This is a genomic window from Ferrovibrio sp. MS7, assembly GCF_038404985.1.
GTDB classification, from domain to species: domain Bacteria; phylum Pseudomonadota; class Alphaproteobacteria; order Ferrovibrionales; family Ferrovibrionaceae; genus Ferrovibrio; species Ferrovibrio plantarum.
This window is the reverse complement of record NZ_JBBKBA010000001.1, coordinates 1,607,634-1,627,727: the sequence shown is the minus strand read 5'-3', so window position 1 is coordinate 1,627,727 and position 20,094 is coordinate 1,607,634. Positions and strand designations below refer to the sequence as shown.

General features: G+C 60.6%; 21 protein-coding genes. 11 read left to right on the top strand and 10 right to left on the bottom strand.

Annotated elements, in window-relative coordinates; genetic code table 11:
* Nucleotides 1–3: 3 nt before the first annotated feature.
* Genes V6B08_RS07780 through V6B08_RS07770 form a run of 3 tightly spaced genes read right to left on the bottom strand, consistent with a single transcriptional unit; the run spans nt 4 to nt 3,655 of the window.
* A complete protein-coding gene (locus tag V6B08_RS07780; RefSeq protein WP_341979348.1) occupies nt 4–888 on the bottom strand; it encodes a branched-chain amino acid ABC transporter permease in 885 nt (294 codons plus the stop codon).
* The gene (locus tag V6B08_RS07775) at nt 885–2,849 is read right to left on the bottom strand and encodes an AMP-dependent synthetase/ligase (protein ID WP_341979346.1); all 1,965 of its coding nucleotides are present in this window, start codon (nt 2,847–2,849) and stop codon (nt 885–887) included. The genes V6B08_RS07780 and V6B08_RS07775 overlap by 4 nt, the downstream gene beginning before the upstream one ends.
* Complete coding sequence (locus tag V6B08_RS07770; protein ID WP_341981607.1) at nt 2,849–3,655, bottom strand: ABC transporter ATP-binding protein; 807 nt, start codon at nt 3,653–3,655, stop codon at nt 2,849–2,851. Before V6B08_RS07770 ends, V6B08_RS07775 begins: the two co-directional genes overlap by 1 nt.
* Before the next feature lie 146 nt (nt 3,656–3,801).
* Here V6B08_RS07770 and V6B08_RS07765 point away from each other — a divergent pair, with 146 nt between their 5' ends.
* Nucleotides 3,802–4,761, top strand: coding sequence for an NAD(P)H-dependent flavin oxidoreductase (locus V6B08_RS07765; RefSeq protein ID WP_341979344.1), 960 nt, complete (start codon nt 3,802–3,804; stop codon nt 4,759–4,761).
* Here V6B08_RS07765 and V6B08_RS07760 read toward each other — a convergent pair.
* On the bottom strand, nt 4,748–5,377 hold the full coding sequence (locus tag V6B08_RS07760) for a TetR/AcrR family transcriptional regulator (protein ID WP_341979342.1): 630 nt from the start codon (nt 5,375–5,377) through the stop codon (nt 4,748–4,750). The two genes, V6B08_RS07765 and V6B08_RS07760, sit on opposite strands and share 14 nt — an antisense overlap.
* A 233-nt stretch (nt 5,378–5,610) precedes the next feature.
* Between V6B08_RS07760 and V6B08_RS07755 the strand changes: the two genes are divergently transcribed.
* Nucleotides 5,611–6,702, top strand: coding sequence for a CaiB/BaiF CoA transferase family protein (locus V6B08_RS07755; protein WP_341979340.1), 1,092 nt, complete (start codon nt 5,611–5,613; stop codon nt 6,700–6,702).
* Here V6B08_RS07755 and V6B08_RS07750 read toward each other — a convergent pair.
* Genes V6B08_RS07750 through V6B08_RS07740 form a run of 3 tightly spaced genes read right to left on the bottom strand, consistent with a single transcriptional unit; the run spans nt 6,686 to nt 9,782 of the window.
* Complete coding sequence (locus V6B08_RS07750; protein WP_341979338.1) at nt 6,686–7,822, bottom strand: zinc-binding dehydrogenase; 1,137 nt, start codon at nt 7,820–7,822, stop codon at nt 6,686–6,688. The genes V6B08_RS07755 and V6B08_RS07750 overlap by 17 nt on opposite strands.
* Before the next feature lie 12 nt (nt 7,823–7,834).
* Entirely contained in the window at nt 7,835–8,620 is a 786-nt protein-coding gene (locus tag V6B08_RS07745; protein ID WP_341979336.1) for an enoyl-CoA hydratase/isomerase family protein, read from the bottom strand.
* 19 nt (nt 8,621–8,639) lie between these two features.
* Nucleotides 8,640–9,782 carry an acyl-CoA dehydrogenase family protein gene (locus tag V6B08_RS07740; protein WP_341979334.1) on the bottom strand — a complete coding sequence of 381 codons (1,143 nt, stop codon included), beginning with the start codon at nt 9,780–9,782 and terminating at the stop codon, nt 8,640–8,642.
* 150 nt (nt 9,783–9,932) lie between these two features.
* On the opposite strand from V6B08_RS07740, the gene V6B08_RS07735 reads away from it, so the two are divergent.
* From V6B08_RS07735 to V6B08_RS07725, 3 genes are all read left to right on the top strand, one after another.
* On the top strand, nt 9,933–10,889 hold the full coding sequence (locus V6B08_RS07735) for an NAD(P)H-dependent flavin oxidoreductase (protein WP_341979331.1): 957 nt from the start codon (nt 9,933–9,935) through the stop codon (nt 10,887–10,889).
* An 87-nt stretch (nt 10,890–10,976) separates the two neighbouring features.
* Nucleotides 10,977–12,149 carry a M24 family metallopeptidase gene (locus tag V6B08_RS07730; protein WP_341979329.1) on the top strand — a complete coding sequence of 391 codons (1,173 nt, stop codon included), beginning with the start codon at nt 10,977–10,979 and terminating at the stop codon, nt 12,147–12,149.
* A 7-nt stretch (nt 12,150–12,156) separates the two neighbouring features.
* Nucleotides 12,157–12,477 carry a DUF4286 family protein gene (locus V6B08_RS07725; RefSeq protein ID WP_341979327.1) on the top strand — a complete coding sequence of 107 codons (321 nt, stop codon included), beginning with the start codon at nt 12,157–12,159 and terminating at the stop codon, nt 12,475–12,477.
* Here the strand turns inward: V6B08_RS07725 and V6B08_RS07720 are convergent.
* Both V6B08_RS07720 and V6B08_RS07715 read right to left on the bottom strand, forming a co-directional pair.
* Nucleotides 12,463–13,275 carry an alpha/beta hydrolase gene (locus tag V6B08_RS07720; RefSeq protein WP_341979325.1) on the bottom strand — a complete coding sequence of 271 codons (813 nt, stop codon included), beginning with the start codon at nt 13,273–13,275 and terminating at the stop codon, nt 12,463–12,465. The genes V6B08_RS07725 and V6B08_RS07720 overlap by 15 nt on opposite strands.
* A 2-nt stretch (nt 13,276–13,277) precedes the next feature.
* Entirely contained in the window at nt 13,278–13,910 is a 633-nt protein-coding gene (locus V6B08_RS07715) for a TetR/AcrR family transcriptional regulator (RefSeq protein WP_341979323.1), read from the bottom strand.
* 138 nt (nt 13,911–14,048) lie between these two features.
* Between V6B08_RS07715 and V6B08_RS07710 the strand changes: the two genes are divergently transcribed.
* From V6B08_RS07710 to V6B08_RS07685, 6 genes are all read left to right on the top strand, one after another.
* A complete protein-coding gene (locus V6B08_RS07710; RefSeq protein WP_341979321.1) occupies nt 14,049–14,429 on the top strand; it encodes a RidA family protein in 381 nt (126 codons plus the stop codon).
* A 73-nt stretch (nt 14,430–14,502) separates the two neighbouring features.
* Entirely contained in the window at nt 14,503–15,618 is a 1,116-nt protein-coding gene (locus tag V6B08_RS07705) for an ABC transporter substrate-binding protein (protein ID WP_341979319.1), read from the top strand.
* 21 nt (nt 15,619–15,639) lie between these two features.
* Entirely contained in the window at nt 15,640–16,539 is a 900-nt protein-coding gene (locus V6B08_RS07700) for a branched-chain amino acid ABC transporter permease (protein ID WP_341979317.1), read from the top strand.
* A 9-nt stretch (nt 16,540–16,548) separates the two neighbouring features.
* A complete protein-coding gene (locus tag V6B08_RS07695; RefSeq protein ID WP_341979315.1) occupies nt 16,549–17,475 on the top strand; it encodes a branched-chain amino acid ABC transporter permease in 927 nt (308 codons plus the stop codon).
* A 4-nt stretch (nt 17,476–17,479) separates the two neighbouring features.
* On the top strand, nt 17,480–18,241 hold the full coding sequence (locus V6B08_RS07690; protein ID WP_341979313.1) for an ABC transporter ATP-binding protein: 762 nt from the start codon (nt 17,480–17,482) through the stop codon (nt 18,239–18,241).
* Entirely contained in the window at nt 18,238–18,954 is a 717-nt protein-coding gene (locus V6B08_RS07685; RefSeq protein WP_341979311.1) for an ABC transporter ATP-binding protein, read from the top strand. Before V6B08_RS07690 ends, V6B08_RS07685 begins: the two co-directional genes overlap by 4 nt.
* A gap of 82 nt (nt 18,955–19,036) precedes the next feature.
* On the opposite strand, the gene V6B08_RS07680 is transcribed toward V6B08_RS07685, so the two are convergent.
* Nucleotides 19,037–20,023 (bottom strand): cupin domain-containing protein, encoded by a 987-nt coding sequence (locus V6B08_RS07680; RefSeq protein WP_341979309.1) that lies wholly within the window; start codon nt 20,021–20,023, stop codon nt 19,037–19,039.
* Nucleotides 20,024–20,094: the final 71 nt, after the last annotated feature.

The window sequence follows — 20,094 nt, the reverse complement described above, 5'->3', positions numbered from 1 at the left end:
GGCTTAAACCCTTTCGACCATCTTCCAGCCGAACATACCGGTCGGCCGGATAAACAGGATGGCAAGCATGATGATGAATGGAAAAACACTGCCGACCGAGCCGCCAAGTGCTGGGTCGATATAAGCCGTGACGAGGCCCTGGATGATGCCAACGATAATGCCCGCAAGCAGCACGCCGGCAATTGACTCAAAGCCGGCCAGCAAGGCTACCGGCAGCGCAGCCAAGCCGATATCCGAGGCGAGGAAGCTGATCGACTTGCCGCTGAGGAAAATGATCGCGCCGAGCGTGGACAGGACCGAGCCGAGTATCCAGGCGAAGGCCACCGAGCGCTTCACCGAAATGCCCATCGACACCGCCACCTGGTGATCTTCAGCCACCGCTGTCATGCGCAGGCCGAGGCGGGTACGGTTGAAGAACCAGGACAGGCCAAAGCCAACAATCACCGTGATGATGCCGCCGACAAACAGCGAGCGCGGGATCAGGATTTCCCCCACGATCACTGGCTGCAGCGGGAAGATGATCGGGAATGGCCGCACCTGCGGGCCAAACAATACCAGGATCAAGCCACGCAACAGGATGAGCAGGCCAATTGTCACCATCACCATGGCAAAAACCGACTCACCCACCAGTTTGGAGAAAAAGATGCGCTCGATGGCCAAGCCGAATAGGGCAGCGACACCGAAGGCCAACGGAATGCCGATCCAGTAAGGCAGGCCGATGGAGGTGATCATCCACCACACCACGAAGCCACCAAACACTACCAATTCGCCCTGGGCAAAATTGAATACCTTCGATGCGCGGTAGATGACGATGAAGCCCATGGCGATCAGGGCGTAGAGCAACCCGATCAGGGCACCGTTTATGGTATAGTTCAGGAACTCGCTCATGCGATGGCCCGCCTGTTGTTCTGGGTCTCGGTCATCTTGAAATCCTCATCCACATCATTGATCCGCACCACTGCCGAGAGTGTGCCCTTGCGGCCATCCTGGTAGGTGATCGGGATGTTCAATGATGCCATGCTGCTGCCCTGATAGAGTTCCTCCACCAGATACCGGTAGCGTTCGGTGATGAATTCACGCCGCAGCTTGCGGGTGCGGGTCAATTCGCCTTCGTCCGGATCAAGTTCCTTGGGGAAATTCGCAAAGCGCCGCACCCGGGCATGCTCGGGCAGGAAGCGGTTGACGCGGCGGATATCCTCCCGAATCAGCGCTCCCACTTCTGGCTTCTGTGAAAGATCGGTGAAAGTGGAATAAGTGATGTTGCGTTCTTCCGCCCAGCGCGACAGCACTTCCATGTCTATATTGATCAGCGCGCCAACGAAATCACGGCTCTCATCGCCAAGCGTGAGGATATCCTTGATGAACGGGCTGAAGCGCAGCCGCGTCTCGATATACTGCGGCGGGAAACTGTCACCGCTGCGCATGCGGCGCAGGTCGCTGATACGTTCGAGGAAAACCAACTCGCCGCTCTCTGTGGCGGTGACCGCGTCACCGGTGAGATACCAGCCATCGCTGAGGCGCTCGACGGACTTCTCTTCGTTTCGGTAATAGCCCTGAAAGAAGGAGCCGCCGCGCACCATCAATTCGCCGGCTTCGGAGAGCTTCCATTCCAGCGGTTTGCCGGCATCCGGATGCGGCTTCAGCCAATGGCCGACGGTTTCGAGATTGTAGCTGGCGCCCTGGTGCAAGGTCATCAGGCCCACCTCGGTGGCGCCATAGATGTTGCGCAGTGGCACGCCGATGGCATGGAACAGGCGGAACACATCTGGCGCCATGGTGGCACCGCCGCAGACCGGCAAGCTCAACCGCGTCAGGCCCAGCTTGTCGCGCAGCGGCTGCAGCACCACGGCATCGGCCAGGGGATAGAGCAAGCGGGCGAGCAGCGGCACCGGCTTGCCTTGCAGACGACCGACATTCACCTTATGCCCGATGGCAACGCCCCATTCGTAGATGCGACGCCGCAGCGGGCCGGCATCCAGCATGCGCGCTTGGATCGTGGCCGCGAGGCTTTCCCATTGCCGGGGTGCGAACACCATCATCTCGACGGCGATCTCGCGCAGGTTGGCCAGCACTTCCTCTGGTGATTCGGGGAAATTCACCACCATCGGCACAGCCAGACCCATGGTTACGCCGACAATCTGCTCGGTGATCCAAGCCGGCGCGATATAGGTGAGGTAATCGAGGCCCGGTTTCACCTCAGCCGCAGTCATAATGCGGTGGGCATTATCGATCATCATCTTGTGGGTGACGATCACCCCCTTCGGCTTACCGGTGGTGCCTGAGGTATAGGACAGTACGGCGATATCATCCGGGCTGCCCGCCGCCACCATCACTTCAAAGGCTTGCGGATTGGCGCGATGGCGCTCATTGCCACGTGCTGCCACATCCTGAGTGGTATGCAGTCCTTTGTTGCCATAGGACCACATGCCAGTGGTGTCCCAGTAAAGGATATGCCGCAGGCCGGGTACCGCACTGCGCACGGCAAGGCCTTTGTCGACCTGCTCCTGGTCCTGGGCGATAAGGCAGACCGCCTCACTGTTATTCAACAGATAATCAATTTCACCGGCGGTGAGATCGGGATAGAGCGAGATCACCTTGGCGCCGAGCGCCAGGGCGGCGAATTCTGCCCAGAAATTTTCCGGCTCATTTTCCCCAATGATGGCTACAGTCTCACCGCGCTTGATGCCCATGGCCTCAAGGCCAAGGGCGAGGCCACGGACATGCTCGAGCACATCGCCAAAGCTATATTCGCGCCAGATACCACGCTTCTTGTGGCGCTGCGCCAAGCGCTTCGGTTCCTGCTTGCCGCGCTGCAACAGTAGTTGCGGCAAAGTCTGCATCGCCAGCATCAGCGCGTCCCCTCACCCAGATAGGCTTTTAGCACCGCCGGATCGCGCTGCACCTCGGCCGGCGTGCCCTCGGCGATCTTGCGACCGAAATCCAGCACCACGACGCGGTCGGCGAGATCCATCACCACGCCCATGTCATGCTCCACCAGCACCACCGGAATGCCGCGCGCCTCGCGCACGTCGAGAATGAAGCGGGCTAGGTCTTCCTTCTCCTCGGTATTCATGCCGGCCATCGGCTCGTCCATCAGCAGGATCTTCGGTTCTTGTGCCAGTGCACGACCCAGATCGACGCGCTTGCGTTGGCCGTAACCCAATGTGCCGACAGGGCGATGGCGGATCGATTCCATTTCCAGCAGTTCGATGATCTCTTCCACCACTTCGCGCTGGGTGAATTCCTCAGCGCGGGAACGGCCAAAATGCACGAAGGCATCCAGGATGCTGGTGTGCATGTGCATATGACGGCCGATCATGATGTTTTCGATCACCGTCATGCCTGAGAAGATATGCGTACCCTGAAAGGTACGGGCGAGGCCGGCGCGCGCAATCTGGTGCACCGACTTGCCGTTGGCTGGCATGCCATCGAACTCGATGCTGCCGCGCTGCGGGCGGTAAAAGCCGCTGAAGCAGTTCATCAGAGAAGATTTACCGGCACCATTGGGGCCGATAACCGCCACCAGTTCGTCCTGGCCAATCTCGATGGTGACACCGTCCAGCGCCTTGATGCCGCCGAACTGCAGATAGATTTCACGGGCAGCAAGCACCGGGCGTTTGCCCGCGCTGGTCGCCGCGTCGCGCGACATTGCCATCGCTTCCACTCGTTCCTCCCTATCGTCGGCCGGGTTCAGCTCCCGGACCGGCTTGGCCTATTTAGTATCTGACCATATGGACGTCTAGTTTACTTACGGGTAAATTTATGTCAATCTCTCTTTCGCACATTCTTGGGAGGACACAAATGACGACAAAATCTGGCAGCCGCGAACTCGCCGCCCGTTTCACTTCGCAACTGCAACTACCGGCTATTGCCGGACCGATGTTCCTGATTTCCGGGCCGGATCTGGTGATCGGCTGCTGTAATGCCGGTGTCGTCGGCTCCTTCCCCAGCCTGAATGCCCGTACCGTTGAGCTGCTCGACCAATGGCTGACCCGCATCGCTGCCGAAACCAGCCGCCCAGGTGCTGCTCCGTATGCGGTGAATCTGATCGTGCATTCCAGCAATACCCGGCTGGAAGAGGATCTGGTGCTGGTGGAAAAGCACAAAGCGCCCCTGGTGATCGCCAGCGTTGGCAGCCCGGCCGGTGTGGTTGCCCGCGTGCATGCCTATGGCGGCCTGGTCTTTTCCGACGTGGCATCGCTCAAGCATGCACGCCGCGCCGTGGAAGTCGGTGTCGATGGCCTGATCCTGCTTTGCGCCGGTTCCGGCGGCAATACCGGCTGGCTCAGCCCCTTCGCCTTCGTCGCCGAGGTGCGCGAATTCTTCGATGGCCCCATCGTGCTGGCCGGTGCCATTTCACGCGGGCGCTATATTCATGTCGCCCAGGAAATGGGCGCCGATCTCGCCTATATCGGTACCAGCTTCATCGCCACGCGCGAAAGCCAGGCCAACGACCAGTACCGCGAGATGCTGATCAGTGCCAATGCCGACGACATCATCCTCACTGCCGAGATCACCGGCATCCCGGCCAACATGCTGCGCCAGAGCCTGGAAGGCGCCGGCCTGAAATCAGGGGGCAAGCATGAAGGCGGCTTCAATCTGCTGAAGGAAATGAATGCCCTGAAAGCCTGGCGCGACATCTGGAGCGCCGGCCACGGCGTTGGCGATGTTCGCGAAGTGGAAGGCGTTGCCGACCTGGTGCGGCGCTTCCAGCGTGATTATCAGAGCGCCCGGAACGGACGGAACGTTACTGCGGCTTGAGCGCATGCTCCAGCAGGTCGGAAAACACCCGTGCAATACCCTCGCCGCTCATGTCGCCATCGGGCCGGAACCATTGCGTCATCCAGTTGATCGCGCCCATGAAGAAAAACACCGTCATGCGCGGATCGGCCTCGCGGATGCTGCCATCCTTCATGCCATCAGCGATCAGTTCGGAGAATTTCTTCTGAAATTCGTCACGGCGGCGGGCGATCACGGCACGGTTCTTCGGCTCCAGTGCAGCGAATTCGCTCAGCACGGCGCAGGAACCGATCTCGCCTGTGATCAATTCGATGTAACGGCGGCAAACCAGCACGATGCGTTCGCGCCCGGTCTTGCCATGCTCCAAGGCATAGTCATAGGCGACATTGCCGAGATCCTGCGCCAGCATATGGCACTCAAACAGGATTTCCTGCTTGTTGGTGACATAGTAATAGAGCGCCGGCTTGGTGACACCGAGGGTCTTGGCGACATCATCGAGCGAGGTGTCGTGGTAGCCACGGGCAGAGAAGGCACGCGCCGCTTCGCGCAGCAACGCCGTGCGCTTCAGTGCAAAAAGCTGATCCCGGCTGGGCGCCACATTCTTCCAAGCCGATGCTTTACGACCACGCTGTGCCAACGGCACGTCTCCTTCAATTCTGCCCGCTTCAATCCGGCTCGATCGGCCCGCCGGCTCTTGCCTGCGATGCCACACATATTCCGGGAATCGGGCCTGCGGCGGGAAACATTGAATAAACTTACTACAAAGTCAAATAAACCGCCCCTAAATCAGGTCCTTTTTACCGCAGCGACGAGTCTGGCGACTCGGCAGGGCTGCGATATCGGCCGAATCGTAAGCAGCAGGAGGGTAAGATGAAAGGCATTTTCGACGGCATCCGGGTTCTATCGCTGGCCGAGCAATTGCCTGGGCCCTATGCCACGCTGCTTCTGGCCGATCTCGGCGCCGATGTCATACTGGTGGAGCGTCCCTCCGGCGGCGACCCGACGCGTGCCTTCCCGTCCTTCTTCCGCTCGGTTGGCCGCAACAAGCGCAGCCTCTGCCTGGACCTCAAGACCGAGACCGGGCGGGCTGACTTCCTTGCCCTGGCGGCAAAGGCAGACGTGGTACTGGAAGGCTACCGTCCGGGTACCATGGATCGCCTCGGCGTCGGTTATGAGGTGCTCTCAGCCCGCAACCTGCGCCTGATATATGCCTCGATCACCGGTTTCGGCCAGAGCGGACCGAGCCGCATGCGCCCCGCCCATGATCTTTCCTATCAGGCCGTGGCCGGCATGGTCTTTGGCAGCGCTGGCGCACCACCGGCCATGCCTGAAATCCCGTTTGGCGATCTTTCCAGCGCTACTTTTGCCGCCTTCGCCATTGCCGCAGCGCTTTATGGCCGGGAGCGCAGCGGCCATGGCACTGCCATTGATGTGTCCATGACCGATGGCCTGGTTTCCTGGATGACGCCTTACCTGGTGCCGCATATGAGCGGCGACAAGGCTTTCGAGGTCTTCGACGAACCCGCCTATGGCCTGTTCACCTGCGGCGACGAAAAGCAGCTCACCCTTTCCATTGCCCATGAAGATCATTTCTGGGCGGCACTCTGCACGGCCCTCTCCCTGCCGCAGCATGCGGGGCTGAAGGCGCCAGAGCGGCGCCAGCGCTGCGCCGAACTGAAGGCGGAGATTGCCGCCTTGCTGGCACAACAGCCGCGCGCGCATTGGGCCGCCGTCTTCGATGCCATCGGTAACATCGCCTGGTCGCCGCTGCACGATTTCAGCGGGGTGCTGCAGGAACCGCATTTCCGCGACCGCGGCCTGTTTCAACGCCTGGCGAACGGGGAGGAGCATATCCTGCAGCCGGTACAGTTCTCCGCCTATGCCAGCAGTATCCGCTCAGGCGCGCCAGCACTCGGCGAGCATACCGCCGAGATTCTTGACGGCATCAAAGCTGCGGGTTGATCAGGTATTTGGCGCCGCTACGCTGCTGCGTATAAGCGGCGACCATATCTGGCCGCACCGCATCCGCCAGAGAGAGGGTAGCGGCATAACTGCTGGCGAAGGTCGTGCGCAGTTCATCGCAAACCCGCCGGTGCAACCGCGCCAGGGTTGCCGCATCCACTTGCCGCAGGAAATTGAACAATAGCCAACCGCCCACACTCCAGCTCAAACCGACACTACGGCCGATCTCGATAGGGGAACGGTCGAGTGCGCCATAGACATAGGCCTGCTTCAGCACGTCGGTGCCATAGCGGCTATACTGTGTCGCCCGGCGCAAGGCCGCTGCTTCCATGGCACCGAGCACACGCCCGGTAAGCGCCCCGCCCACAGCATCGAAGCAGGCCGTGGCACCAGTCTCCTGCAGCGCCTCCGCCAATGTCTGCCTAAAGTCAGGCGCAGTGCTGTTGCAGACATGCTCAGCGCCGAGTGCACGCAACTCAGCCACCTGTTCCTCGCGGCGCACGATATTGACCAGCGGCACGCCATCCTGCCGGCATGCGCGGATCAGCATCTTGCCAAGGCTGGAAGCAGCCGCCGTATGGACCACAGCCTTGTGTCCATTCTGCTTCGCGGTCTCAAGCAGCCCCAGCACAGTCAGCGGATTGACCAGGGCCGAAGCGGCATCTGCCGGATCAGTAGCTTCAGGCAACACCAGAAGATCGGCAGCCGCAATCCGGCGGTACTGCGCATAGGCGCCATCGCCCAGCATTGCCACTGTTCTGCCGAGCAGCTTTTCCTGGCCCCGCCCGGCAGCAACGACCACACCCGCCCCTTCCACGCCCACCGGCAAGGGCCGATTCAAACGCAAAGCCACGAAAGGCAGCGCCTGCTGTGGGACCGGCGCTACCAGCACCGGCTGCCCAACGCTACCTTCAAGCCGCGCGGCCGATAGATCGGCCGGGCCGAATAGCAGGCCCATATCGGTGGGGTTGATCGGTGCCGCCTCCACCCGCACCACCACCTCACCCTCCGCTGGTGCAGCGATCACTTCCTCGGCCACAGCAAGGCGCAGTTCGCCGGTCGAAGTGATACAGGAACGCAGCGCCAGACCGCGCCATTCCTTCGCCGCCGCATCAGCCATTGCGCTTTCCTTTCAGCAGCCCTGGAATACCGGCTTGCGCTTTTCCATGAAGGCAGCAATACCCTCCTGCGCATCCCGGGACTCGACGCAGGCTGCAATGCCGCGCGCCTCCAGTTCGAGTTGGGTTTCCAAGCTGGTGCATTCCGCATCGGCGAGCAGATTCTTCATCCGGCCGAAGGCCGCCGTGGGGCCGCCGGCCAAGCCCTCAGCCATCTGAGTGGCAGCAGCGATGAACGCGTCCGGTTTCACCACCTGATCGGCGATGCCCCAGTCCAGCGCCTCGGCAGCGGAAAGCTTGCGCCCCTGCAGCATCATTACCTTGGCACGATGCGGACCGACACGGCGGGGCAGTAACCAGGACTGGCCGCCATCAGCAGAAAGCCCGGCTGCAGCATAAGCGGAGGCGAATTGCGCCGTTTCGGACGCGATGAGAAAATCGCAGGCCAACGCCAGGCTGAAACCGGCGCCGGCGGCGGGACCATTCACAGCGGCAATGCTCGGCGCCCGCATCCGCGCCAGGCAGGCAACGGCGGCATGCAGATGCAGGGTCATGGTGCGAATACTGAGCGCGGTTTCCGCCGGGTCTCGCATGCCGCTAAGGTCACCGCCGACACAGAAGAAGCGCCCGGCACCGGTCAGCACCACGGCCCGCACCGCCGGATCGGCATCGCAGCGACGCACCGCCTCCCCAAGATCGCTAAGCAAAGCCACATTCATGCCATTGCCGGCTTCGGGGCGCGTCAGCGTAAGCCACGCTACTGCGCCCTTGCGCTCGAAGGTAACCAGCTTATCCGCCATCGTCATATTCTCCTGCCGTTTATAGCTGCTGCTCGCGAATGCGACGGGCGATGATCAGCCGCTGAATATCGTTGGTGCCTTCATAGATCTGGCAGACGCGGACATCACGGAAAATCTGCTCCACGCGGTAATCGTTGAGATAGCCATTGCCGCCATGAATCTGGATGGCATCGGTGCAGACCTTCTCGGCCATTTCCGCGGATACCAGCTTGGCAATCGAGGCCTCGCGCGCACATTCCTTGCCTTCATCGAATAGCTGCGCCGCATGCCGGGTATAGACCCGCGCCATGTCGATGGCGGCATGCATGTCGGCCAGCCGGAACCCAACCGCCTGATGATCGAAGATCGACTTGCCAAACGCGGTGCGTTCCCGCGAATAGCCGAGCGCCAGTTCATAGGCGGCGCGCGCCATGCCCACGGCCTGGGAAGCAACCGAGATGCGGCCATCGGAGAGCAGCCCCATGGTGAGCGGCAGGGCTTCGCCGACAGCCCCCAGCACCATGTCATCGGGCACGAAGCAATTCTCGAAATGCATCTGTGCCGTGTCGGAGGTGTGCTGCCCCATCTTGCGTTCGAGCTTGCCCGGCGTGAAGCCTGGCGTGCCTTTTGGCACCAGGAAGAAGCTCTTGCCGTGCGAACCGGCCTTGGGATCGGTGACCGCCAGCACGATTACCAGGCCGGCGCGGGCGCCATTGGAGATGAATTGCTTCGTGGCATTCAGAATCCAGCCACCTTCAGCGCGCGTAGCGCGCCCGGTGATGGCGGAAAGATCGGAGCCGGCTGACGGCTCGGTGAGGCAGACCGCGCCGATCACCTCGCCGCTCGCCATCTTGCCAAGCCAAGCCTGCTTCTGTGCCTCGGTGCCCAGCCGCGCCAGCAACATGGCGGTACCCAGGCCGTGCACATGCACCAGGGTTGAGAGGCCGCCGTCTCCAGCCGCCAGTTCCTCGACCACGGCAATGAAGGTGGAAAGATTGCAGCCAGCGCCGCCATATTCTTCAGGCAGCAGCAGGCCGAACAGGCCCATCTCGCCCATTTCCGCCAGCACGCTATCAGGCGCGCGCCCGTCCCGATTCCAGGCAGCGGTATAGGGGGTGATACGCTTGGCGACAAAGCGGCGCACGCCCTCGACCAGTTCATTGTCGATTCCGCTGGCAGCCATCTGGTTTCCTCCAATTGTTGTCACGCGGCCACTGCGGACCGCTTTTCAGCGGATACCATTATAGTCAATTTGACTTTTAAGTAAATAATATTATTTATAAGTCATAATCACGCTACGATGGCACCTATACGACCTAAGGGAGGATAAAAAATGTTGCCAACCACTCTGGCAGGACGCCTGCGGCTTCCGGTGCTGGCTTCGCCGCTTTTCCTGATCTCCGGCCCGGATCTGGTGGTGGAAACCAGCAAGGCCGGCGTGATCGGCAGTTTCCCCAGCTTCAACCAGCGCACATCGGCCGGTTACGAGGAATGGCTAAAGGATATCCGCGGCCGGCTCGGTCCGGATGACGCACCCTGGGCAGTGCAGTTTGCAGTACACCGCACCAATGCCCGCCTGGCCGAAGACATGGCCCTGACAGTGAAATACCAAGTGCCGATCCTGATCACCGCGTTGGGCATCACCCGCGAAGTGACCGATGCCGTGCATGCCTATGGCGGCCTGGTGTTTCATGATGCCATCAACGTGCATCACGCCCGCCGCGCGCTGGAAATGAACGTGGATGGCATCATCGCCGTGTGCAACGGCGCCGGCGGCCATGCCGGCACATACAATCCCTTCGCCTTTATTGGCGAATTGCGCCCGCTGCTGGGTGACAAGGCCCTGATTCTTTCAGGCTGCATAAGCGATGGCAGCAGCATCGCCAGCGCCATCGCGGCCGGCGCCGATCTGGCCTATGTCGGCACAAGGTTGGTCAACACCGCCGAGAGCATGGCCTCGGATAAGATGAAGCAGTTGGTCATCGAGTCGGACATCACCGATATCATCTATTCTGCCGAAGTTGATGGTGTTGGCGCTAATTGGCTGCGCCAGACCCTGCCGGAAAAAGGCAACCTGCGGGCCGGTGGTACGGTCGGCAGCATGAATGTCACCGATGTACTCGGCGAGCCAAAGCGTTGGCGCGACATTCTCAGTGCCGGCCAGGGCGTTGGTTCGATCCATGACACGCCGCCGGTCGCCGAATTGATCCGCCGCATGGAGCGGGAATATCTTGCTGCGACCGACCGACTGACAAACCTGGTTAAAGAGCGCCGACGTGCCTATGCGTAAGCATGGCAGCTACATCAATACATAATTGATTTAGGAGTTCAGAAACAATACTATTATGACTTAATAGTATTGTTTTGGAGACTCCCAATGGCCGTGACGCGGCTCTACCCGGCTATCCCGGAAAGCGATTATCTGGAACGGCGTAGCAGGCTGCAGCGCTGTTTAACTGCATTGGACCTGCGCGGCGCCTTGCTGCTCAACCGCGCCAATATCGCTTGGCTTACCGGCTTCCGCCCCAGCATCATTGCGCCGAATATGGCTTTTGTTGCCGCTTACCTGCCGGTATCCGGTGAAGCCCAGCTCATCGGCATGCCCGGGCTGGCCAACCTGATGCGCGAATGCGCCTGGGGCGACGTGACGACAGTGGATAGCGCCACCGCCGGCATCGCCACACTGCTGCAATTGGCCGGGCCAAGCGGCCGCATCGGCATGGAAGGCTCCATGGGTTTGCACCGTGCCGCCGATGCGGCTGAACTGGCGGCCATCGAACAGGGCATCGGCTCAACCCGGCTGACAGACATCTCCCCCCAACTCTGGGATTGCCGCATCCTCAAGACAGCCTGGGAACTGGCGCAGTATCGACGCCTTGGCGCCATCACTGCCCTCGGTTTCCGTGCCGGCTTGGCGATGATCGCACCTGGCGTAAGCGAGCAGGAAGTGGCGCGCGCCATGTGGGGCGCCATGATCGCCGCCGGGGCCGATGCCGGCCCCAATGGCGGCCAGATCATGGTCCGCTCCGGTCCAGACCGCTACCCCGTATTCTGCGGTCCGCCCACCACACGCCGGGTGCAAACTGGCGAGCAAATGATGCTGGCCGGCGGCCCTGTATTGAACGGCTACCATATCGATATCCACCGCTTCGCCAATATCGGCCCGGTAAGCGATTTGCAGGCCCGGCTCTATGCGCAAAGCCGGCGTGGCATTGATGCCGCGCTAGCGGCAATCCGCCCAGGTGTCACCACCGGCGCCATCTATGACGCCGCAGCAACGGCGATGCGCGAGAACGCCGCCACCGAGGCAATTGCCTGGCGCGTCTTCGGCCATGGTATTGGGCTGGAAAATTATGAATACCCGATGATCGCCGCAGGCGGCGACGTGGTGTTGCGCGAAGGCATTGCACTGGCAATCGAGATACCGGCCTATGATGTGCCACAATTCCGCGTGCAAGGTGCTTTCCTGGAGGAATGCGTACTGGTTACCGCAGATGGCGCCGAGAATTTAACGTCGGGCGTACCCCGCGATCTACATGTCGTGATGTGAGGAAATAATGACCGATCAAGCCCTGCTGCTGATGATGACCGATGTTTCTGATGAACATGAAGCCGCCTATAACGCCTGGTATAACGATGTGCATATACCGGAACTGATGCAGTTGCCCGGCTTCATTTCAGCCGAGCGGTTCCGCCAGATCGGTCCCGGCATCCGCTATCTTGCGGTCTACCGCCTTGCCAGCCCCGAGGCAGTTGAAAACGAAACCTACAAGAAATGGCGGGCAGCTTCCGAGAGTACGCAATTCTGGGTCTCGCGCTTTACCGCGATTGAACGCCATCTCTACCAGCGTATCTTTGCTGCTTCAGCCGGCGGCTAGTGCCTGTACCTGCGCATTGAGCGGCGATGCCGGATCGGCGAATTGCCGCACGATGGAGAAATGATTCTCCCCCTCTAGCGCGACATACTGGTCGGCTGTGGCCGGAGCCAACGCCAGAATGCGCCGGGACTCTTCCTTGAAGGCATCGGTTTCCAGTGCGCCAACCACGGCACAGGTTGGCGTCTGCCACGCCTGACCGGCTGAGAAAGGCGTGCAGGAGGCAATCTCGTCCTGTGTCAGTTTCACATCGGCATTGATCGTGGTGCGCGCCACGGCTCCCAGATCATAAAGGCCGCTGACCAGCAGGGCACCTTTCACCCGCCCCACCGCTGGATGCGACAGCAGCAGCAGGCTGGCGAGTTGCGCGCCGGCAGAATGGCCGGAGAGGATGAAGTCGCCGGATACTTCTCGCGCCAGCAAGGTTAGGGCACCAGCCACGGCCTTTACCATCGCGCCCATGCCGGCCTGCGGCGCCAGCGGATAGCCGATACTGGCAAAGGACAGCCCCATCGCCTGCACCGCCTGCGCCATATAATGGAAATTGGCCCGGCTGCCGGCACGCCAGGCTCCGCCATGGATGAAGCACAAAGTGGTACGGCTGCCGGCATACGGGAATAAATCGACTGCCTCGCGCTCACCCGGCCCATAGGCTAGGCTCTGCGGCAGCCCATGGCTTTCGCGATAGCGCTGGCTTTCCGCCTCGCGCCATTCGAAATGGCGTTGGAAATCCGGCACGGCGTGGCGCGGATTGTATTCGATCTCGATCTGCCCGTCGTTCAGGCCATGCCACAGCGCCATCGCTAGGCCCGCTTCATCAGGCCGGCGATTTGCATGTCGCCAGCGAATTCGATCGCCTTGTCGATATCCAGGAACACCTTGCGCTTGGTATTGCCGCCAGCGATGGCAAGATAAACCAGTCCCAGCCACTGCGAATAGATGGTGACGGCGGCCGTCTTCACGTCCATGGCGCGCAATTCACCGCGCTTGATACCCTGATTGAGGCATTTGGCGATCACATCACGCGCCGCTTCGAACTTTTCGCCCACCGCCTGGATCTGCGCGCGGGACAAATGCTTTTCGCGGCCAGGGAAATAGAACCAGGAAAGCTTTTCAAAATATTCCGGGTGATTGAAGAAGAAGGTGATGTAGGCTTTCGCCAAAGCCCCGAGATTTTCACGGGTGCTGGCGCGCTCGCTCACTGAAGTCTGCAGCGACACCACCAACGCCTCGGCATCGGCCAGCGTGATTGCGGAGTAAATTTCCAGCTTGTTCTCGAAGTAGCTGTAGATCGTCGCCTTCGACATGTCCGCAGCTTCGGCAATCTCGTCCATGGTGACGTCGAGATAGGAGCTGTTGAGAAAGAGTTGCTTCGCCGTGCTGAGGATTTCCTGGCGACGCTTCTCAATCTTGCGCTTTTTGCGGGCTGTATTCATGGCTTTTCTGTATCCCGGCTAGAATCGGCGAGAAGCCTGATCCTACTAGAATCAAACTTTCGCCGCCACGGATAGAAAAATGTAGACTATAATTTTTCAATAGTATAATTTCATACCCATGACAGGGTCATCGTAAAGATGAGCTGGCAGGGGGACATGCAGATAAAACGCATCAATACCAGTGCTCGCATGAGCAAAGCCGTGGTTTGCGCCGGCATGGTGCATCTGGCCGGCATTGTGGCCGAGGCTCCCTGCGCCAGCATCACGGACGAAACGCAGCAGATCCTTGCCACGATTGATGACCTGCTGACCCAGGCCGGATCCGGCCGCGACCGCCTGCTTTCGGCGCAATTCTGGGTCAGCGACATGCGCTACTACGACGAAATGAACCGCGTGTGGGATGCCTGGCTGCCGCCCGGCGAGGCGCCAGCGCGCGCCTGCGTCGAAGCCAAACTGGCGCGCCCTCATGCACGCGTCGAAATCATGGTGGTAGCTGCACAACGTGATGCCCATGCCTGATTTTCTTGATCAACCCACCCTTTTCTCTCGCCCCATTGCACAATCCCCCAATGCACAATCAAAGGAGAAGCAGATGTCCATGAAGCATACCGTTGCCCTTGTGCTTACCTGTTCCGGCCTCGCCCTCGCTGCTCAGTCGGCCGCGGCTCAGGACATCAAGATTGGCTCCCTCAGTGCGCTCACCGGCTCGGCCAGCCAGCCGGGCCAGTCGCAGCGCGATGCGATCAAGATGGTGGTGGATGAGGTGAATGCCAAAGGCGGCATCAAAGGCCGCAAAATTCAGCTTTTCATCGAGGATGACCAGTTGCAGCCGACCGTCGCCGCCAATGCCGCGCGCCGCCTGGTATTCCAGAACGACGTGTTTGCTGTGATCGGCACACCAAACAGCCCCACCGCGCTTTCCGCTCTGGAAGTGACCATGGAAGCCAAGGTACCGCACCTGGTGCTGGGTGTGGCACCAAAAGTGACGCAGATGGGCAATCCCTATGTGCTGCGCGTGACGCCGACCGATTCCATCCTCGCCGCCGAGCTGGTGGATTACGCCGTGAAGAAGAAGGGCGCCAGCAAGATCGCGATCCTGTCCGACAGCTCGGATTACGGCAAGGGCGGCCTGGCCTCCGCCACGGCGGCACTGGCCAAGCTGAACATGAAGCCGGTGATCACCGAATCCTTCAACAATGAGGACAAGGACTTCGCCTCGCAGATCAACAAGATCAAGGCATCCGGTGCCGACAGCCTGATCCTCTGGGGCTTCTATGTCGAAGGTGCCAAGATTGTTTCGGCGGCGCAGAAGCTCGGCCTTGGCCTGCCGATCTTCGCCAGCTCTGGCGTGCTGCAGGGCAACTTCCTTGAACTCGCTGGTTCGGCCGCCGAAGGCGTGACAGTGGTGAGCTATTATTCCAACGCCGATAGTGCGCCGCAGACCAAGGAATTCATCGCCAAGTGGAAGAAGGCCTACAATACCGACCCAAACCCGGTGGCCGGCCTGGGCTATGACAGCATCAACATGCTGCTGGCCGCCATCGAGAAGGTTGGCACCAACCGCGAGAAGGTGGTGGCTGAACTGAAGGCGATGAAGAACTATCCGGGCGTCACCGGCCTGAAGACCGGCGCGCCGGATGGCGAACTTGGCCAGGGTGCGATCATCCTGCAGATCAAGCAGGGCGTTGCTGAAGCGGTATCGCAGTAATCCAGCCGCGTGGGGATGGTGATGCTTGGTGCGCTTCTACAACAAGTTGTCAGCGGTCTGGCTGTTGGCAGTGTCTATGCCCTGGTGGCACTGGCCTTCAGCCTGACCGTGCGGGCACTCAACCAGATCAACTTCGCCACCGGCGAGTTGTTCATGCTGGGTGCCTATGTCGGCATCGGTTTCACCGTGACGCTTGGGTTACCCTTCTGGGCCGCCATCCCCCTCACCGCTGCTGCCGTATCGATTATCGGCGTGATATTCGAGAAATTAGCCTACCGCCCGGTATTCAAGGCGAATGTCAATCATCCGGCACGCCTGCATATCCTGATCATCTGCTCCACCATCGGCACCGGCATCTTCCTGCAGAATGGCGCCATGCTGGTCTGGGGTGCGCAGGCGCTGCCCTTCCCCAAGGTGTTTGACCAACAACCGTTTTCCGTGCTCGGCGCGCTGATCCCCACCGAATATCTCTGGATCACCGCCGTGGCCATAGCCCTGATGGCCGCACTGAACTTCTTCCTGCAAAGCAGCTGGATCGGAAAAGGGTTGCGCGCAGCAGCACAGGACCGCGAAACGGCTGCCTTGATGGGTGTGCGCCTGGCGGCAGCGGATTCCTGGACCTTTGGTCTCTCTGCCGGTGTCGGTGCCGTCGGCGGCCTACTGATCGGTGCGATTTCCTTCGCCTACCCCACCATGGGGGCCGGCTATGCCCTGAAAGGCTTCACTGCCGCGGTGATCGGTGGTCTCGGCTCGATGCGCGGCGCCCTGCTCGGCGGCCTGCTGCTCGGGCTGGCCGAAAGTCTAGTGATCGCCCTGATTTCCTCGGTCTACAAGGATGTAGTTGCCTTCGCCCTACTGCTCCTGTTCCTGCAGTACAAGCCCTCAGGCCTGCTGCTCAAGCCCGTGCAACGTCGCGTCTGAGGCCCCAGGATGAAGACTTATATCGCCATCGCCGCAACCATCCTAATCCTGGCGCTGCTGCCGGCTATCGGCGCCAATCCCTACACGCTGCATATCTATTCGCTGATCGGCATCTACGCCATCGTCGCCATGGGATTGAACCTGGTGTTTGGCTATGCGGGTCAGATCTCGCTCGGCCATGCCGCGTATTTCGCCGTCGGCGCCTATGTTTCCGCGCTCACCACCATCGATCTCGGCCTGCCCTTCTGGATCGGCCTGCTGTTTGCCGGTATCGCAGCCTTCATTCTTGGCTATATCGTTGGCACGCCATCGCTCAAATTGGAGGGCTCTTATCTCGGCATGGCCACGATTGGCTTTGGCGAGATCGTGAAGATGACGCTGGTGAACTGGGAAGTGGTGACACGCGGTCCCACCGGCATCTCCCGCATCCCGCATCCTGCACTGTTCGGCTACAGCTTTAACACGCCAACAGCAAAGTATTATCTGGTTCTGGCCATCGGTGCGTTAGCATTCCTGGTTTACTGGAACCTGATTCGCTCGCATTTCGGCTCACGTTTCATTGCCGTACGGGACAGCCCCAAGGCCACCGCCGCCATGGGCATCGACCTGCAGCGCACCAAGGTGTTGGCTTTCGCCATCTCCACCACTTTCGCCGGCATCGGCGGCTCGCTCTATGCCCATCTCAACCGCTATATCGCACCCGATGCTTTCGGCCTGGGTGAGTCGATCAACCTGCTGATCATGACCGTGATCGGCGGCATGGGTACGCTGACAGGCCCGCTGGTTGGCGCGGTGATCGTGGTCTACCTGCGCGAAACCCTGACCATGCTGAAAGACTACAACATGCTGATCTACGGCTTGTTGCTGATGATCCTGATGATCTTCGTGCCGCGCGGCCTGGTTGGCACCGCAGCCCTGTTCTGGCGCCGGAGCTGAAGCCATGTTGAAAGTCAGCAGCTTGGCCAAAAGCTTCTCCGGCCTCAAGGCGGTTTCGGATGCCAGCTTCGAATTGCAGGCCGGCGAGATCGTGTCGATGATCGGACCGAATGGCGCCGGCAAGACATCGGTGTTCAACATGATCACCGGCTTCTATGCCGCCGATACCGGCAGCATCCTGTTCAAGGGCCAGGAGATCAATGGCCTGCCCCCGCATGCCATTGCCCGGCTCGGGATCGGCCGCACCTTCCAGAATATCGAACTGTTCCAGGACATGACGGTGGCGCACAACATGCGCGTGGCGTGCCAATGCCATTCGCCGGTTTCCGCTCTGGGTGCCATTTTCCGCCTACCCTCGACGCTGCGGCGCGAGCGTGAAGAAAGCGAGCGCATTGCCGCACTGCTGGAGCTACTGGGACTCGCGGACAAAGCGGACTACCTCGCCTCGGCATTATCCTACGGCGAACAACGGCGGCTGGAAATGGCACGTGCCCTGGCTACGGATGCCTCCCTGATCCTGCTGGACGAACCCACCGCCGGCATGACGCCGACGGAAGTCGGTGTGATGATGGAGACCATCGAGCGGGTGCGCCAGCGCGGCATTACCATCTTCCTGATTGAGCATAATATGAAACTGGTGATGGGTGTGTCTGACCGCATTATCGTAATGGATCATGGCGTGAAGATCGCGGAGGGCAAGCCGGCAGAGATCCGCAGCAATCCCCGCGTGCTGCAAGCCTATCTCGGTGAGGAGGATGCGGCATGAGCCTCCTCGACATCAAATCCCTTTCCGTTTCCTATGGCCGTATCCCGGCACTGCGCGATGTCTCTTTGTCAGTGAATAGTGGCGAGGTTGTTGCCCTGATCGGCGCCAATGGCGCCGGCAAGACCTCGCTACTTAAGGCCATCTCCCGTTTGCTGCCGGCCAGCGGCGAGATCGTGCTGGAAGGCAAGTCGCTGTCCCGCGCCGCTCCCAGCGATGTGGTGCGCGCCGGCATTTCGCATGTGCCGGAAGGTCGCCGCGTCTTCCGCGAGATGACCATCGACGAGAATCTGGAGATGGGAGCTTATTCGCGCGCCAAGGAAGCCGATCTGGAACGCGAGAAGGCACAGATATTCGAGCGTTTCCCGGTGCTGCATGAACGCCGGCACCAGATGGCCGATACGCTATCGGGCGGTGAGCAGCAGATGCTGGCCATGGGCCGCGCCATGATGGCCAAACCGCGCATCCTGCTGCTGGATGAACCCTCGATGGGCCTGGCGCCTAAGCTGGTGAAGGTGATCTTCTCGATCATCCGCGACATCAACAAGGCCGGCACCACCATTCTGTTGGTGGAACAGAATGCAGCGATGGCGTTGGGTGTTGCCAACCGCGCCTATGTGCTGGAAAACGGCCAGATCGTCATGGCTGGTGAAGCGGCCGCGCTGGCGCGCGATCCCAAGGTGAGCGATGCCTATCTCGGCGGTTCGATGGCCTGATTCTGGCCGGCGCCCTGACGTCAGGCAAAGAAAAGGGCCGCGATCTGCATCGCGACCCTGTTTTATTTTACATGCGCCGGTTTCAGCCAGGCTGCTGCCCGGCCCAGGCCCAGGTCTTTTCCCAGCCTGCATCATACTCGAAAGGCGCCGGTGCCGTTTCGCCATGCTGGCGTGGCTTGCCGAGCATCCGGGTAGTCTGCTCCGGGCCTGGCGGCGTGGTGATCCAGACAAACTCCAGCGGTTCCTTGCCAGTATTGGCCAGCGAATGCACTGCGCCACGGCCAGCATATACCGTGGTTTCCGGCCCGATCGGGCGTGTTTGACCATCCACCGTGGCAATGCCTTCACCGCGATAAACGAAGAAGACGCCTTCCGCGCGGCTGAAGGAGCGCGGGCGCATCACGCCACCCGGCGGAATGCTTTGGGTGCCCATGGCAAACATGTTGCTGGTCATGGTGTCATGCCACAGCTTCCAAGTGACGAAGCCGCCGGTCGGCTGCGGCTGCCAGTAGGATACGCCCTCATGCGGCTGCATGCAGATCGCGGCGCCGCGTTCTTCCGGCTTCGCGCTGGAAATCTTTGCCGGATCGGCGAAGCGACCCTGCACCAGCAGGTCCTTCATATCGGGAATTTGCTCGCGGCCATAACGCGGCGGCGGCGGCTCTCCCCACACACGCGGCCGGCCCATGCCGCGCCAGGTGATTTCCGCGCAGGGCGGAAACAGCACCGCCAGCACCTTCATGGTGCCCGGCGATTTGTTCAGCAGCGCATGCAGCGTGTAGCGCCCGACCAGGCAGGTGGCACCCGGCCCGACTTCGAAATCCTGGCCGTTCAGATGCAGCGTCCCTTCACCTTCATAGAGGAACAGGATTTCCTCGGCGGCGTCATGGGCGTGATGGCGGATCACACAGCCTTCATCGATATACTGGGTAGCTACCGTGAAGGTGTTGGAAGGGCAATTCTCGGGTGTGAGAATCGTGTTCATGCAGCCATGCGAAGGTGCTGGCTGCCACCAGCTCTGCGCCTCTTCGCGCTGAATGATGAGACCACGGGACGGGGTATCGAGCACGATAATCCTCCTAAGAATAATTTTTCGTCCTGGTTTGAAAACTATACTATTCTCATATAAAAGTATAGTAA

Bases quoted from the DNA above. Each gene is read 5' to 3' on its own strand.
- V6B08_RS07780 (WP_341979348.1), bottom strand. From the start codon at position 888: ATGAGCGAGTTCCTGAACTATACCATAAACGGTGCCCTGATCGGGTTG.
- V6B08_RS07775 (WP_341979346.1), bottom strand. From the start codon at position 2,849: ATGCTGGCGATGCAGACTTTGCCGCAACTACTGTTGCAGCGCGGCAAG.
- V6B08_RS07770 (WP_341981607.1), bottom strand. From the start codon at position 3,655: ATGGCAATGTCGCGCGACGCGGCGACCAGCGCGGGCAAACGCCCGGTG.
- V6B08_RS07765 (WP_341979344.1), top strand. From the start codon at position 3,802: ATGACGACAAAATCTGGCAGCCGCGAACTCGCCGCCCGTTTCACTTCG.
- V6B08_RS07755 (WP_341979340.1), top strand. From the start codon at position 5,611: ATGAAAGGCATTTTCGACGGCATCCGGGTTCTATCGCTGGCCGAGCAA.
- V6B08_RS07750 (WP_341979338.1), bottom strand. From the start codon at position 7,822: ATGGCTGATGCGGCGGCGAAGGAATGGCGCGGTCTGGCGCTGCGTTCC.
- V6B08_RS07745 (WP_341979336.1), bottom strand. From the start codon at position 8,620: ATGGCGGATAAGCTGGTTACCTTCGAGCGCAAGGGCGCAGTAGCGTGG.
- V6B08_RS07740 (WP_341979334.1), bottom strand. From the start codon at position 9,782: ATGGCTGCCAGCGGAATCGACAATGAACTGGTCGAGGGCGTGCGCCGC.
- V6B08_RS07735 (WP_341979331.1), top strand. From the start codon at position 9,933: ATGTTGCCAACCACTCTGGCAGGACGCCTGCGGCTTCCGGTGCTGGCT.
- V6B08_RS07730 (WP_341979329.1), top strand. From the start codon at position 10,977: ATGGCCGTGACGCGGCTCTACCCGGCTATCCCGGAAAGCGATTATCTG.
- V6B08_RS07725 (WP_341979327.1), top strand. From the start codon at position 12,157: ATGACCGATCAAGCCCTGCTGCTGATGATGACCGATGTTTCTGATGAA.
- V6B08_RS07720 (WP_341979325.1), bottom strand. From the start codon at position 13,275: ATGGCGCTGTGGCATGGCCTGAACGACGGGCAGATCGAGATCGAATAC.
- V6B08_RS07715 (WP_341979323.1), bottom strand. From the start codon at position 13,910: ATGAATACAGCCCGCAAAAAGCGCAAGATTGAGAAGCGTCGCCAGGAA.
- V6B08_RS07710 (WP_341979321.1), top strand. From the start codon at position 14,049: ATGAGCTGGCAGGGGGACATGCAGATAAAACGCATCAATACCAGTGCT.
- V6B08_RS07705 (WP_341979319.1), top strand. From the start codon at position 14,503: ATGTCCATGAAGCATACCGTTGCCCTTGTGCTTACCTGTTCCGGCCTC.
- V6B08_RS07700 (WP_341979317.1), top strand. From the start codon at position 15,640: ATGCTTGGTGCGCTTCTACAACAAGTTGTCAGCGGTCTGGCTGTTGGC.
- V6B08_RS07695 (WP_341979315.1), top strand. From the start codon at position 16,549: ATGAAGACTTATATCGCCATCGCCGCAACCATCCTAATCCTGGCGCTG.
- V6B08_RS07690 (WP_341979313.1), top strand. From the start codon at position 17,480: ATGTTGAAAGTCAGCAGCTTGGCCAAAAGCTTCTCCGGCCTCAAGGCG.
- V6B08_RS07685 (WP_341979311.1), top strand. From the start codon at position 18,238: ATGAGCCTCCTCGACATCAAATCCCTTTCCGTTTCCTATGGCCGTATC.